Genomic DNA, 15,351 nt, shown 5'->3' with positions numbered 1-15,351 from the left:
ATGGAACTATTTTATTCCCCGTACTCAAATTTTTGCAAACTTGTAATATTGGGAATATTTTTAAATCCCCAGAGGGGGTGCCCGAAGTTTGCTTTCCACACCTTGCCCTGGTATTGCTGCGCAACCGGCACTCGATAAATATTTTTTGAACCGGTCGCCTCTCGTTTCAGGACTTTGCCATCCGGAGCTATTAGGTATCCCCTTCCATTCGTGCCTTCCGGATATTGGTCATAAAAAACAATCTCCTGTGTATGTTGAGGAACATAAAAGTACTGCACCGGATAGGCATAGTTATCAAAATCTTCGCTTCCCGGGTTCTTAAACAAGACAATTCCTGGGGTTTGCATCACAATACGGCTGCTTCCATAATTGGTTTCGAATTCATAAATCTTTCCTTTTTCTACCGGTATTTTAAATCTTTTCATGTTCCAGGTCCGACCCGATAATGTTTCTTCATAGTCGCTACTCTCCTTTTTGATCGTTTCTTTTACCAGTATTTTACCATTACAGATCATAAGAAACGGGGTTTCGGAAAGTCCTCCTGCATCTATATGGAGCATTCCTGAAAAAGGCGCTTTAAAATAAAAACGACATTGAAACCCTCCAAACCGCCAGGACTCTTTGGGTATTGGCTCCTTATACTTTACCTTGTCCATATCAAACTGAAAATCCGTAAGTGTATAGGGCCGGGCGGCCACGCTCAGATCCTTCTGGAACAACTGTTCAATTTCCTCCGGAGATATAGGTCTGGTGCCGTTTCCCGAAGGAACAATATTTCCTTTGTTCAGGGGGGCAATATAATCCTGCCCGATAAAAGCAGCCGTTTGTACCAGCATCAGATGATGAATGCTGTACAGGTAACGAAAGAGCCGGTCTTTGCTTTCCTGGGTGCCATCATGCTCATAATACAACTTCATAAAATGAACATAGGCTTTCAGCTCATTGATCCGTTTCCATTCAGCGCTTTTTTTTGCTACCAGCAAACCGGCCTCCTTTAGATCATTGAGGGAAAAACTCACTTCTGCCGCGCCCTGGGATTTCCTGCTCCAGCGGTCAAACATCCGCCGCATTGCCGGAGCTGCTTTTCCAAAACAGTCATCCAGGTATTGCCCATAAAGGCGCTCAAAGCGATCATGTACATCCCACTCCAGCTGTCCCGCCAACCACAATGCATGCCCCATCGGGCCTGCCGCATCCGTAGTTTCCAGATAAATTCCATCAATTTTGTTTTTAGTCCAGAAATCTAATTTTTCGGGAATGCTGTAAATATCAAATTGCGGCAATCCTTTGCTCCACTGTGTAATATTCCAGTAATCATAGATCCCCATGTTGCCGTTTATCTTGCTTGCCCAAACTTTCACCATTTCTTCCGGCTGATAGGCTTTTTGAAAGGCATAGGGGATAATGACCGGGTATACATTTTTCCTTAACTTAAAGGACGGAGCCAACGCATTGTAAGGGCCATCTCCATATGCATAAGCTGTGATCACTGTATGCAGATCATTTTCCGGGTAATCTTTTGCCACTTGATTCGCCAACCACCACCATTTATCGGCGTGATTTTTGATCCCGGCCATTCCGTGGGGTAATGGATCATCACTGCCGCCCCGGCCATCTTCCGGATCCACTCCCAAAGCCGTAAATTCCGTCTCCGATTTGGAATAGATATTTTTGATCCAGTTTTTATATGCCGCTACTGCAGCCGGTTGGTCAACCTTTATACGACCGTTGATCTTTCCGGATTCGTTCGTAAACCAATTGGGATGCGCATCCAGCAATGCCTTATTTTGCAAATAAAAAGCCTGGCCGGTATGTCCCACGCTCTGAAAATCGGCGTTAAAACGGTTACGCCGCTTCCAGTCATACCACTTTTTTTTATACAGGTTTTGAGGATCATACGGCTGTGGTGTACCAAAATCGAGCCCTCCCGTACCAAAAAAAGCACGGTTCCGAAAAGAAGGTTTTATCCACTTGCCGGCTAAGGACAGGCGCTTTAGAGCCTTCGGCGCCACAAACCAGTTGTCTCCCGGCCCATACCAGCGAAACCCCAGCAGGTCCAGATAAGTATAAATGGCATTCTCCAGACTATTTTGTGTTGTATATTTTATAGTAACGGATCCATTGTCTGCGGCAAGGTAAAACTCCTGGCCGGTCCTGCTTTCTAAAGGAACTTTCGAAATATTGATGATGCCCGCATTGTAGGGCTTCAATACATCATTTAGATCCTTTATCGCCTCATTGGCCGTGCCTTTATAGCGGGTGATCGTTTTACCGGATCGTCCCTGCCCTCCAACCTCGATCGGCAGAAAAGGTCCTGTACAAAAAAGAAGCAGAAGCAAAATATTGCATCCTGCCCCGTAAAACAATTTTATTGGGGATGGCCGTCTGGTCAAAATCCGGTGCGGCAGATTCACATCCATTTTTTATACCACATCTGGAACATTAATAAATACCATACCTTCAGGTGCTTTTCCTTTCTTCCGGCAAAAAAATCATTCTTCAGCCGATGAACAGCCTCCGGATCAAACAATCCGTGCATCTTCAATGAAGCATCCCCCAGGTATTCTTCCACCAATGGCCGCAGTTCCCCGGCCATCCAATCCCCCACCGGAATGCCGAAGCCCATCTTCGGACGGTCCATCAATCCTTTGGGCACATACTGATGCACGATCTCCCGCAGTATATACTTTTTAGTACCATTATGGTACTTATAGTCTGCCGGCAATTGCGCCGCCCACTCAATAATATCCTGGTCTAAAAACGGTTCCCGGCCCTCCAGGCTGGTGCTCATGGTGGCCCGGTCTACTTTTTGCAAAATATCGTCCGCCAGATAGGTCTGATAATCCACGGCCATCATATACGAAAGCGGGTCATAAAAAGCTTCTTCCAGTTCCCTGCTTTGATGCAGGGTAGGAAGTGTTGCCTGGAACGAATGGGAATTGAAGATCCGGGCGATCTCTTTATCGGAAAAAGCAATGCTGAGGTTCTTCAGCAATGCTGCAGTGGACGGATCATTCAACAGGTTTTTCAACTTGTCGTAGCGACTGTGAAAATTCGCTTTGTTCCTAAGCACAGGGATGCTGTCTGATGAGATCTTTTCCATCAGGCCGGCTGCCATTTTCCGCAACGGTGCCGGGATCCGCTGCAGCCTGCTTCCGTAGCGATTGATATAATCGTACCGGTTATAACCGGCAAAGATCTCGTCGCCTGCATCGGCAGAAAGCGCCACGGTTACTTTCTGCCGGGCCAGCCGGCTCACCAGAATGGTAGGGATGGCACTGCTGTCTGCAAAGGGTTCATCATAATAAAAGGGCAGCTCCGGGATGATGTCCATGGCTTCCTTTGCCGTACAATAATACTCGGTATGATCCGTACCCAGATGCGCCGCAATTTGTTTGGCAAAGGGTGCTTCGTTCAGCTTCTGATCAGTTGTGCCGATGGTAAAGGTCCGGATCTTCTTCGTGCTGTTCTTTTGCAACAGCGCAGTAACGCAGGTGCTGTCGAACCCGCCACTGAGAAATACGCCAACAGGAACATCCGCTACCATACGGTACTGAAAGGCTTTCTCAAGAATCCGTTCGGTTCCCGTGACCGCATCGGCCAGATCAATTTTTAATTTCGGTTTGTTATAGTGATCATATACATTCCAGTACTGCTCAGTAATGAGCGTCCTGTTCTTTATATTTAACCGCAAAAGGTGTCCCGCCCGCAACTTGAAGGTGTTTTTAAAAATAGAATAGGGAGCAGAAACATACCCATATTGCAGAAAAGAGGCTACTGCAGCCGGATCCAGGCTCTTTTTGTAAGCCGGATGGGCCATCAAGGCCTTTTGCTCTGATCCAAAAAGGAACAAGCCTTCCTGAAAGGAATAATAAAACGGCTTCACGCCCGCGCGATCACGGATGGCAACCAGCTCCTGTTTGTTCCGGTCATACAGTACCAGCGCAAACATACCATGCCATTTATGGATGGCAGCCGCTCCCCACTCCTTCCAGCTGTGCAGGATCACTTCCGTGTCGGATGTAGTCCGGAACCGGTGTCCTTTGTCAATCAGCTCCTCTTTTATTTCCCCGTAATTATAGATCTCCCCGTTAAAAACAATCACCAGGTCCTCATAAAACATAGGCTGATCCGCAGCATGGCTGAGGTCAATGATCGAAAGACGCCGATGCCCCAGGCCCACCTGGAAACCTTCCTGCTGGTCAAAAAACTCCGATTGTCCGTCGGGCCCCCGGTGAGGCATGGAAGCAGCCATATTAAAGATCGTTTCCCCGGAGCTTCTACAATTAAAATCCACAAAACCGGCAATACCGCACATAGGAAATGATAAATTTAAAATTCAGCATGTAAAATGAAAAGCGAGCATGTTTAATGCTCGTCATTTGCCACTTAAAAATTCTTTAGGCTGCCTGTACCATTCTTCCTGAGGAAGTTCTTTAAAATAATGATAGGTTTTCTCCAACCCTTCTTTTCTCGAAATGATGGGGGTCCAATTTAGCAATTTCTTCGCCAGCGTAATATCCGGCCGCCGCTGTTTGGGGTCATCAACGGGTAGCGGAAGGCTCACAATTTTTACTTTATTGCCGGTCAGCGCCAACACTTCTTCCGCAAAACGCTTCAGTGAAATTTCGTTCGGATTTCCAATATTTACAGGGCCGGTATAGTTGCTTAACAACAACCGGTAAATACCTTCTATTAAATCCGAGACAAAACAAAAGCTGCGTGTTTGAGACCCATCACCAAAGACGGTAATATCCTCTCCCCGCAATGCCTGCCCAATAAAGGCAGGCAAAGCACGACCATCGTTCAGCCGCATCCGGGGGCCGTATGTATTAAAGATCCGAACGATCCGGGTATCCACTTTATGAAAACTATGATAAGCCGTTGTGATGGATTCCATATAACGCTTGGCCTCATCATAAACTCCTCTCGGGCCTACAGGATTTACATTCCCCCAATATTCCTCTGTTTGCGGATGCACAAGCGGATCTCCATACACTTCGCTGGTGGAAGCCACCAGGATTCTTGCCCTTTTTTCTTTTGCCAGTCCCAGGCAATTATGTGTACCCATTGCGCCCACTTTCAGAGTCTGAATGGGGATTTTTAAATAGTCAATCGGACTTGCAGGCGATGCAAAGTGCAGAATATAATCCAGGGGGCCGGAAATATGGATATACTTGGTTACATCATGATGATAAAACTCAAAATCGGGATTTGGGAATAAATGTTCGAGGTTCTTCAGATCTCCGGTAATCAGGTTATCCATAGCAATGACCTTATACCCTTCACCTACAAACTTGTCACAAAGATGTGATCCGAGGAAACCGGCCGCACCGGTTATCAATACTTTTTTTTTCACAGATACAGAAGTATTTTCAATTAAGAGACACAAGAGAATAATTCAGACGGCACCTGGTTAAGACAGGGCCCATACACAGTTACTATACATATAACGCCCAATATGCATCTCTAGATATATTTTTTAAGGCATATTCCGGAGTAAGAATTATCGGTAACAGCCATTTGCTATAATGCTCCCGTCTATTTTAGCCGCTGCAGTTGTTCGACCGTATCTACAGCATACCATTCACTTGGATATGTGTTACTATAATAAAGTTCCTGCAATGTAATCAATTGCTGCCATACCTTATAAAAATTATCGCAACGGTCAACAAGCCTATTAATTTTAGCAGGATTTAAAACCTGTATTCCTGAACAATAAATATTCGACTTTTCCGCTCTCGTCAGCTTATTAATTATATTGTCTGCCCCAAAAATATAATCCCCGTCCAGTCCACTAACAGGGGTAACCGGAACAACCATACAAGCAGGTTCTCCCAGTTCATAATATTCATGCGCCAGCAGGTCAAAATTCAGTTCGATTACATTATCACAGGTCAGAACAAAAACCGGTTCATCCAGCTCTTTAAGCAGGGTATTGAACAGCCACCATGCATTATCCTTCCCTTCTGTATTAAAAATACCGGTTACGTTGTGCTCAATTACGTGCTGAGCCAGCAATGCTCCTTTGTAACCCACTGTAATGTAAATGTGCTCAATATGTTTCCGGATCTTATCAATTCCGTTTGCAATGAGTGTTGAACCTTTATACGGTATCATTGCCTTAGGAACGATATCCGTCAGAGGCATCATCCTCATCCCCCTTCCAGCGGCCATAATAACCGCATTTTTAATTTTCATAGATCATACCTTGGGTTGATTCACAATTATGTGCTGTAGTTCCTGTTTTGACAGCCTTGCTGCATTCAAAGAAGAAACTTCGTCTTTCAGATCATTTTCAAACTTCTTCCGATAATTGATATAAAAATAATTTTTCCCGTTCATCTCCAGTTCTTTCGTATGTGGAATTTCTATTCTGCCGATCAACACTTCGTCCAGCTTATCACCGGGCCGGCCATCGATTTGTTTCCAGGGAACTTTGTAATATTCAGACCAAACATCCAAAAAATCGCGGACCTGCGCCGATTTCATTTGCAGGGATAAAATACCCCCATGAAGCGTTTCAATATTCTCCATCGCTTCTATCACTAAGTCGGACGCCTCCTCTACCGAAAAAAAGAACCGTCGCATATGCGGGCCTGTGGACCCAATCATCCCCTCCTGCTCAGTCATACGCTTCCAGATGGGGAAAACAGATCCCGTTGACCAGGATATATTCCCAAAGCGGGTACAAACAAATCTTGTTTGAGATTTTGCATCCAACGCGCAAAACATTCTTTCCATAACTGCTTTTGAATGCCCATAAATATTCCCAACTGGAGGCGCGGCTTTATCAGTAGACACCCCAACAATTTTTTTTATGCCCTTTTCCATAGCAATGCGGGCAAGCAGCTGAGATCCGAGTATATTGACATCAATACATTCCATCGGATATTCTTCTGAAATATCGACAAACTTTGTGGCAGCTGCATGAATAATCATATCCGGCCGGTATTCATTCAGCACATCATTAATAGACTGACTGTTTGTAATATCCAATGGAGCAACCCGGCAACCTGTTTTTACCTGGGCCAGCTGATTGTTTCCATTGTTCCGGGCACCCAATATCACATTGTATTTATCTTTAAGCTTAATGGCGAGGTTTCGTCCCAGAAATCCCGACCCTCCGGTAATCAATACAGTTTCCTTTTTCATTTTAAACAATTATAAAGTGTGGCATAAAAACGCCTTGTTTGCAAAACACTAAAGTCAGCCATGACCGCTTTTTTTATTCGACCCAGCGCTGCTTTCTTTTGTTTCATCGCTCCTTTAACGGATGCTTCCATTAAAAAATAGCTGCAATTCAGCCTTCCGGAATAGCGCCCGAACTTTTCCCTCAGCAGCTTGTCCGATGCAATCTTTTCCTGCAATTGAACCCGTTGATATTCAAGGTTGTCATACACCCCGTTATTTACGGACCGGCCTTCATGCTCCCGTATGCCGCAGTTAACTTTATTGACCCTTCCGACACCATACTGCGCGATCACCTTAAACCATATTTCGTAATCCTCACTTCCGATCATCCTGGGATCTTCCGTAAACGCAATATTTTTATATATATCTTTATGCAGGAACCCGCCAATACACGAAATAAAATTTCCACTCGCCAGGGCTTTATATGGATTCTGCAAAGACGGGAACTTATAAGAATAAATATGCTTTTTGTTATTATCTACCAGCTCATATAACGTATGAAAAAATTTTATACCCGGGTTTTCCAAATGGAATTGATAGGCATCATGCAAACATTCCGGGTATATAAAATCATCCGAATCCAGAAATGTAACAAAATCTCCCGTTGCATTTTGAAGCCCCGTATTCCTGGAACGTGCTCTTTCATAGTTCCGGCTATGTTTGATGTAACGAATTCGCTTGTCACAAATATATTTCGAAATCACGGCTTCGGTATTGTCTGTTGAATGGTTATCTACAACGATGACTTCCCAATTACCATAAGACTGCGCCAGTACAGATTCAAGCGTCTCCCCAATCAGATCGGCTCTATTATATGTAGGAACAATAATACTAATAAGACAATTCATAAACGATCAATATTTCCGAGCATTGTCAATTAATTCCTGATAATGTTCCTGTACGTTATTAATAGAAAAATGAGCAGTGATCGACTGATATGCGTTATCTCCTGCTTCGTTCAAATTAATTGCCCCGGAGCCTGCATTATACAAAATTTCCGCAGCCCCCGCAACCGGCTCATTCTTATCAACTAAAAAACCGTTCCTTTTCTGCACTATATAGTCCGAGAAGTCCCCAACATCTTCGCAAACTATTGCCGGAGTATGGCAAAGAGCCGCTTCTTTCGCGACGCTATTGCTCGCCTCCGAATCTGACAAATGCAGCAACACATCGGCAGCCGTCAGGTAGTCAAGCACATTTGACTTCCTGCCCAGTAAGAATATCTTATCCTCAAGCTTTTGCAGTTTAATTTCTTCTTCCATTGCCTGTCTCAACGCACCATCCCCCAGACATATCATTTTTATGTCATACCCTTTTACAATACACCGATGTATCACCTCAAACATTTCCCTGTGTCTTTTTGCTTCCACAAACCGCGCAATAGAGATCACAAGCAACTTACAGGAATACTGTTCCTTTATAGCATTTACATTTCCAATATCCGGTATGCCATACAGATCAAAATCGTATCCGTAATTAATACGCTGTATTTTATCAGCAGGAACCCCTTCTTTATTGAGAAGAAAACGGTAAACCGCATCGCTGGGAGCCACAAATTTTTTAATAAATGTGTTAATGAACCGATTTAAAATAAATGCCTTGAAATAATTTTTGTTATAGTCCTCATCTGTATTATGCCGGAAGTAAAATGCTCTTGCCCTCAACTCCCGCCCGGCAAGGATCAATACAATTGCGCAGAGTTGCTGATGGACAAGCAGCAGATCAATCTTCTGCTCAGAACAGAGTTGCTTTAACATACGGGCACTATTCCGGATCCGCTTTATTGAAAACACCTCCCCCTGCCCGGTAGAAAAGGCTTCTATACCATATGTGCAAACTTTATCATGTAATGGACCCCAAGGAGTCAGCGTAAGCAATGTAACATTGTGCCGTTTTTCTTTAAGCATTTTCATTACAGACTGCTGTTCAACACTGATTTGGTTATAAGGAAAAAAAATAAGAATATTCATTACCCTCCTGTAAATATTAGTTTTTAAATTTCATGTTTACCTCCATTAACCCAACCCAATTCCGATTAATTGAAATGAAAAATATATGCCTCGCAATCAATTAACACTCTTTTTAGCAAAAAACAATTTTGTAAATTGCTTTATTGTATTCAAATCAAATCTTTTCTCGTTATAGATCATTCTAAAGAATTCACTAAAATTCTTCTCTTCTGCCGCCTTATAAATCTCAATATTGAATTTAGTTCGAGATTGTTCTTTTTTGTAGAACTCCATTTCCTGTTTGGTCAAAAATCCCTCCAGATAAGATAAAAGTTCTAGTTCCGCTATCCGATATTTTTCCTTATTTATTTCTGTCTCATACTGTCGACTCTCGCTATTCGGATTTATATTCCAAACCCCGACCTCTCGATTCTCCAATAAAACATCACCAAGGGTTGCCAACTTCAATAGTGATAATGAATCTGTATTTAAAGAATCAAAAGAGTAGAAATCACACTGTAATGCCACAACTCTTTTAAACAGAGCAGAAAGATGATAAAAATGATTGAACCTATGTCGGTATTTTATATAGGAAGAGCCCTTAATCAAATTAAGGCCCTTACTAATGCGCTTTTCAACATCACGATTGTGAATTTTTCCAAGATCAAAAAAATTCGAGTGGTACATTACTACCGATGGGCACTGCAACACATTCTTCACCGCCCTGCTAATAAACTCGCAGTCTGTAAAATAGTCATCCCCATCAAGATTAACAACCCACTCGCCTGTCGCATATTCCCGGAGTGATTTGTAATAATTTTTGACCCTACCGAGGTTGACCTTGTTGCGATAAAAATTCACCCTTGTATCATTGAGAAGATCCTTAATTTCGTGTTCCGTATCTTCCGTACTGCTATCATCCACAATATTAATTTCTAAATCTTCATAATTCATTTCTAAACAAGAAACAACCGCCTTACGAATATATTTCACCTGATTGTAAGTTGGAATCTGAATTGTTACCTTCATTGTCTAAAAGCAAAAAAATTTAGTTATATATAGACTTTCTGTGCCGTTTAAGCAGCAAAATCCGAAGCCTCATTATCAACCCTTATAAATTCGTTCTTTCTAAACTCTGAATAAGTAGCGTTTGAAGACATTAAGGATAACATGTCTGGTTTCTCTCATAACAAGGAAATAAACCATAAAGATTATAGGGAAAATAATCAAAATTCCTGAAACCGTTAAATTAGGAAAGTATTTTTCCTGCAAAAGCTTAGTGCCAAAAATTAATATTAAGGAAACTAATACCGGTAGAATAAAAATATTCTTAATCCAATACAAAAACTCACCCTTCAGGTATAGTCGATGAAATATGGGTAAGGATATGCTTAATAACAGCGTATTATAGATCATCCAACAGGCTCCAGCACCTACCGCACCGTATCGTCTCGTTAACAAGATTATAAGGGGTAAAATCACAATAACACTCAGCAAATTTTGATATAGTCCAAATTTGGTATTGCCTTTGGCCAATGTATAAAAATAGTATGTCGTAGCAATACAATTAAAAACATACCCGAGTGCGACAAACTTTAAAATTGGGGAAGTTTCATTTGCGAGTTCGAAATTCTTGGTCCATAATCGTAAAATATCATGAGAAAATGCAATAAGCGAAAAACCTATTGGTACTACAAATAATACTACCCATCTATTGGTCAGGTAATATAGTCGTTTAAGCTCATCTTCTTTATTCTGTGCTTCAAGAGCACTGAACTTCGGGTTTACAATTGTATGAATTGGGGATGCAACCATCATTAGTACGCCAGAAATTGCAAAAGCTATATTGTAAAAACCTACATATTTTAAAAGCAAGAATTTTGAAACCACAATTTTATCAATCTGGGAAATAAAAAATGTGATCACTGAAATCCCCGTCATACCAATTGCGAAGTCTTTGATTCGTCGTAGTTGCGTCCATGAGAATCTTTTTTTAACTCTCTCAGGATTAATAAACTTATATGCAAAATATCTTAATGCAATAGCCAGAAAAAAAGTTACTATGAGCTGCCAGAAAAAATAATAAATAATATCGGCCCGAACGTATTCTAATATAAAAATAACACCTACTGACTTTAATACTGAAAAAAACATATTTATGAAAGCAAATTCCACTTGGCGATGTAAACCAGCCAAAGCTCCCTCATAAACAGAAACTGGAAGTTGAAAAACAAAGAGAAGTCCCATTAAAATAATACTATAACTAATTATACTCGTATTCAAATTGTCAGCCCGGATCCAATGAACCGCTATTAAATTCGAAAACAGTCCAAGTAAAACCCCCGATGCTATTGCAACGGCCCAATTAACCACTTCTACACTGTACAAAAGGCTAGTCATTTTTCGAACATGAACATTTCGCGCAGATAAGATAGCTATTTCACGGTTAATTGAGGAACTAAGTCCCATTGTTAAAATTATAAGAGCCCCTGAAATTGTCGCATAAAAGGCTACTAAACCATAACTTTCAACACCTAAATATTTAATATAAATTGGCAACAGAAAAACGCCTAACATTGCACTAATTACTCGACAGACGAAAATAATCCCGGCCCTGTATCCTGTACTATTAAATAGCTTTTTAATCAACGTTTTGCATTTTTAATTTGTTCATTACACTGGTCGCAACATATAAATGTATGAACCCTTTCCAGGAAGATTGGATTCCAAAATATCCGGATATAAGAACAAAACAATTTACCCCGACAATAATAAAACTATTAGAAATTACACTGTATATATTTATTGCTTCACCCCAATATCCAGCTGACTTTAATCCATGTACAATAAAATGGTGCAGTACTATATAGAACATGCAGACAAGCCTCAATAATTCAAAATTTGACGCTCTTGTTTTCCCTTTCATCACCGTACTAAGATTTTGTCGCATTTTATATGGACCTATAGATCCTCCCTATAATATTCACCACTTTTAATCCATCTTCACCATTACTATCTCCTGTGTCGCCGTTCCTGATTCCCCGTATCATATATTGGATAAATCTTTGATGATTCATTTCGGCGTCTGTAAAACCTGTCCTGTTACCACTGCCTGATCGTATTTTTTTTATATCAGGGTTCGAATAGTTATTAACATGGCAGTACTCTATTCTGTCCATATATTGCCCGCTCACTTTTACCGATCCATTCTCCGCAATTATGGTAATGCTGCTCTCCAGGTTTTTGTCCCAAACCGAAGTGGTATAATTCAAACACCCCATCCCTCCTTTTACAAAGTCGAAGTGCACTATGCTCGTATCTTCAATTTCAATAGAGTCATCGTGGCTAAAATTGTTCATCCTTGCCCGGATATTCGTTATCCCGCCAAAGCACCAATACAGCAGGTCTACAAAATGGCTGAATTGCGTAAATAATACGCCGCCATCCAGCTCCGTGGTGCCATGCCAGTTCCCTTTTTTATAATATCGACCATCCCGGTTCCAGAAGCAATTCACCTGAACCATGAAAATTTTTCCCAATACCCCGCTATCCGTAATCTCTTTTAGCCAAAGACTTATCGGACTGAACCGGTTCTGCATCATTATATATACCTGCCGCTGTACATCAGCAGCCTTCACGATAATGGCTTCCGCATCGGCGCTATTTAAAGCCATCGGTTTTTCAATGAGCACATGCTTCTTTGCAGAAAGGCTTTTCAGGGCATGGGCCGCATGCAGACCGTTGGGTGTAGCAACTATTACCACATCCGTGCCGGCGCCCGTTGCTGATCCTAAAAAAAGGTCCAGGTCATTGTAAAACGGAACAGAAGACGATTCAACCGGGCCCCGAATATCAATTATGGCCGTCAGTTCGCAATCAGGATGTTCCCCGATCATCTTCGCATGCCGCCTACCCATATGTCCATACCCCACAACCGCAAATCTTATTTTATGATGACCAACCATTGGATCGAAGACGATAGATATTAGACGTTAGACATTAGATAATGGTTCAAAAAATAATAGGTGGTCGGCGCGCTCTTAATTCAACGCCTGATCACCTGCCCGCTTTTTAACTCATACCCCGCACCACTTTCCGGGCAAACGGCTTTCCCGGTGGCATCGAACTTCAGCTTGTGCCCGTACTCACTCATCCAGCCGGTTTGCCGGGCGGGGTTGCCAACGACCAGCGCATAGGCCGGTACATCTCTGGTCACCACGGCACCCGCACCTATAAAGGCGTATGCGCCAATCGTATGGCCGCACACAATGGTAGCATTTGCCCCAATGGTAGCGCCTTTTTTTACCAGGGTCTGTTTATACTCATGCTTCCGGCTGACCGCGCTGCGCGGATTGATGACGTTGGTGAATACCATACCGGGGCCCAGGAATACATCGTCTTCGCAGATAACCCCCTCATAAATGGATACATTGTTCTGCACCCGCACATTATTTCCCAATACCACCCTGGGCGACACGACCACGTTCTGCCCCAGGTTGCAATGTTCGCCGATAATGCATCCCGGCATGATATGGGAAAAATGCCAGATCCTGGTACCCGCACCGATGGCACAGCCTTCATCAATAATTGCAGAAGGGTGCGCGAAGAAGTTTACAGACATTTTTAGATTGCCAGATATTAGACGATAGACTTCAGACGCCAGCTGTCAGATAACCGGATATTGGATCGAGAACCATGTATCCGGTTGGATGTTATCTTTCCATTCCTGTGTCATCATTTCCACTCCCGGACTTTCGGGATTCAAACTTTCAAATTCCCAAACCAGCCTACGACTGAACGGGGTACCGGTGCTCATCATTGGTCGTTCCCACGGGGTGGTCTGCCATAACTACTATTTTTGAGTGCAGGTCCAATGCCTGTAAGCAAAAAATATGTCCCGGCGGTATATGCAGCACATCCAGCGAACCGGATCGCAATACAAAAACGGCCGCATCCTCCGCATCCAGTTCCGGTTGCTGCCAGTCACCGACGGATTTTACTTTTATCTGAAAGCTGCCGCTTACAACCGTAAACCACCGGTGCTCTGTCTCATGACCCATCCATCCCCGGATCAGCGAGGTATTGCTGTGCTCGATGGTATAGATCCGCCGCACAGGCTCCAGATCGAAACCATTATTAAATAGCAGCTGGCCCCGCTGGTCTGTGTGATTTCCTCCCTGTATCAATTGTGCTTTCATTATCAGATGCTTTCGATTTGAGGTTTAATGTCGTTGAAAGTAGTTGAGCGTTGTACACTATTAACCCACCATTAACCGCTATTCACCCACTATTAAACTATTTTCAACTACTTTATCTTCTTTAAATACTCCCCATAGCCACTTTTGGCCAGCTCATCAGCCAGCACATGCAGCTGCTCCCGGTTAATAAAGCCGTTGCGGTAGGCGATCTCTTCAATACAGCCGATCTTCAGCCCCTGCCGCTTCTCGATCACCCGCACAAACTCCGATGCATCCGTAAGCGAATCAAAAGTACCCGTATCCAGCCAGGCAGTGCCCCGGTCTAAAACAGACACCTGCAATAATCCTCTTTTTAAATATTCTTTATTTACATCCGTAATTTCATATTCGCCCCTTGGCGAAGGCCGGAGATCCCGGGCGATCTCCACTACCGTGTTGTCATAAAAATAAAGACCGGGTACCGCATAGTTGGACTTTGGTTCAATGGGTTTTTCTTCAATAGACTGTGCTATCCGGTTTTCATCAAACTCCACCACCCCATACCGCTCGGGGTCCGACACCTGGTAGGCAAATACATAGCCTCCTTCCACATCCGTAAGTTTCTTTAGCTGCGACCCCAGTCCCACTCCATGAAAAATGTTGTCGCCCAGCACAAGCGCCACTTTATCGGTTCCGATAAAATCAGCACCGATCACAAAGGCCTGTGCAAGACCATTGGGCGTTTCCTGTACCGCAAATTCAAAATGACAGCCGATCCGCTTTCCATCTCCCAGCAGACGTTTGAACCCTGCCTGATCTTCAGGAGTGGTGATGACCAGCACCTCACGGATCCCCGCCATCAACAGCACCGAAAGCGGGTAATAGATCATGGGTTTATCATAAATCGGCATCAACTGTTTGCTGATCGCTTTTGTAATGGGATATAGCCGCGTGCCGGAGCCGCCGGCGAGTATGATTCCTTTCATTTTTGTTAGACGTTAGACGATAGACAATAGATATTGGCAATGGGT

13 protein-coding genes are annotated in these 15,351 nt (G+C 43.1%); all 13 read right to left on the bottom strand.

The features are described from left to right. Positions 1-11: 11 nt before the first annotated feature. On the bottom strand, positions 12-2,339 hold the full coding sequence (locus B160_RS0125360; protein WP_169540133.1) for a DUF4838 domain-containing protein: 2,328 nt from the start codon (positions 2,337-2,339) through the stop codon (positions 12-14). 71 nt (positions 2,340-2,410) lie between these two features. Further along, positions 2,411-4,318 (bottom strand): asparagine synthase (glutamine-hydrolyzing), encoded by a 1,908-nt coding sequence (asnB, locus tag B160_RS0125355; RefSeq protein WP_018630772.1) that lies wholly within the window; start codon positions 4,316-4,318, stop codon positions 2,411-2,413. A gap of 60 nt (positions 4,319-4,378) precedes the next feature. Continuing rightward, entirely contained in the window at positions 4,379-5,359 is a 981-nt protein-coding gene (locus tag B160_RS0125350) for a UDP-glucuronic acid decarboxylase family protein (protein ID WP_018630771.1), read from the bottom strand. Positions 5,360-5,541: 182 nt separating this feature from the next. After that, entirely contained in the window at positions 5,542-6,201 is a 660-nt protein-coding gene (locus B160_RS0125345) for a nucleotidyltransferase family protein (RefSeq protein WP_018630770.1), read from the bottom strand. Positions 6,202-6,204: 3 nt separating this feature from the next. Next, the gene (locus B160_RS0125340) at positions 6,205-7,155 is read right to left on the bottom strand and encodes an SDR family NAD(P)-dependent oxidoreductase (RefSeq protein ID WP_018630769.1); all 951 of its coding nucleotides are present in this window, start codon (positions 7,153-7,155) and stop codon (positions 6,205-6,207) included. Beyond that, a complete protein-coding gene (locus B160_RS30910; RefSeq protein WP_018630768.1) occupies positions 7,152-8,042 on the bottom strand; it encodes a glycosyltransferase family 2 protein in 891 nt (296 codons plus the stop codon). The genes B160_RS0125340 and B160_RS30910 overlap by 4 nt, the downstream gene beginning before the upstream one ends. A gap of 6 nt (positions 8,043-8,048) precedes the next feature. Beyond that, complete coding sequence (locus B160_RS0125330; protein ID WP_018630767.1) at positions 8,049-9,164, bottom strand: glycosyltransferase family 4 protein; 1,116 nt, start codon at positions 9,162-9,164, stop codon at positions 8,049-8,051. Between the two features lie 96 nt (positions 9,165-9,260). Beyond that, positions 9,261-10,172 (bottom strand): glycosyltransferase family 2 protein, encoded by a 912-nt coding sequence (locus B160_RS0125325; RefSeq protein WP_018630766.1) that lies wholly within the window; start codon positions 10,170-10,172, stop codon positions 9,261-9,263. A 99-nt stretch (positions 10,173-10,271) separates the two neighbouring features. Continuing rightward, a complete protein-coding gene (locus B160_RS0125320; protein ID WP_018630765.1) occupies positions 10,272-11,792 on the bottom strand; it encodes an oligosaccharide flippase family protein in 1,521 nt (506 codons plus the stop codon). A 302-nt stretch (positions 11,793-12,094) separates the two neighbouring features. Continuing rightward, complete coding sequence (locus tag B160_RS0125310; RefSeq protein WP_026310025.1) at positions 12,095-13,108, bottom strand: Gfo/Idh/MocA family protein; 1,014 nt, start codon at positions 13,106-13,108, stop codon at positions 12,095-12,097. Between the two features lie 80 nt (positions 13,109-13,188). After that, positions 13,189-13,764 carry an acyltransferase gene (locus B160_RS0125305; protein ID WP_018630762.1) on the bottom strand — a complete coding sequence of 192 codons (576 nt, stop codon included), beginning with the start codon at positions 13,762-13,764 and terminating at the stop codon, positions 13,189-13,191. A 166-nt stretch (positions 13,765-13,930) separates the two neighbouring features. Next, entirely contained in the window at positions 13,931-14,341 is a 411-nt protein-coding gene (locus B160_RS0125295; RefSeq protein WP_018630760.1) for a WxcM-like domain-containing protein, read from the bottom strand. A gap of 107 nt (positions 14,342-14,448) precedes the next feature. Beyond that, positions 14,449-15,306, bottom strand: coding sequence for a glucose-1-phosphate thymidylyltransferase RfbA (rfbA, locus tag B160_RS0125290; RefSeq protein ID WP_018630759.1), 858 nt, complete (start codon positions 15,304-15,306; stop codon positions 14,449-14,451). Positions 15,307-15,351: the final 45 nt, after the last annotated feature.

The organism is Niabella aurantiaca DSM 17617, assembly GCF_000374125.1.
GTDB classification, from domain to species: domain Bacteria; phylum Bacteroidota; class Bacteroidia; order Chitinophagales; family Chitinophagaceae; genus Niabella; species Niabella aurantiaca.
This window is presented reverse-complemented; position numbering and strand designations above follow the sequence as displayed.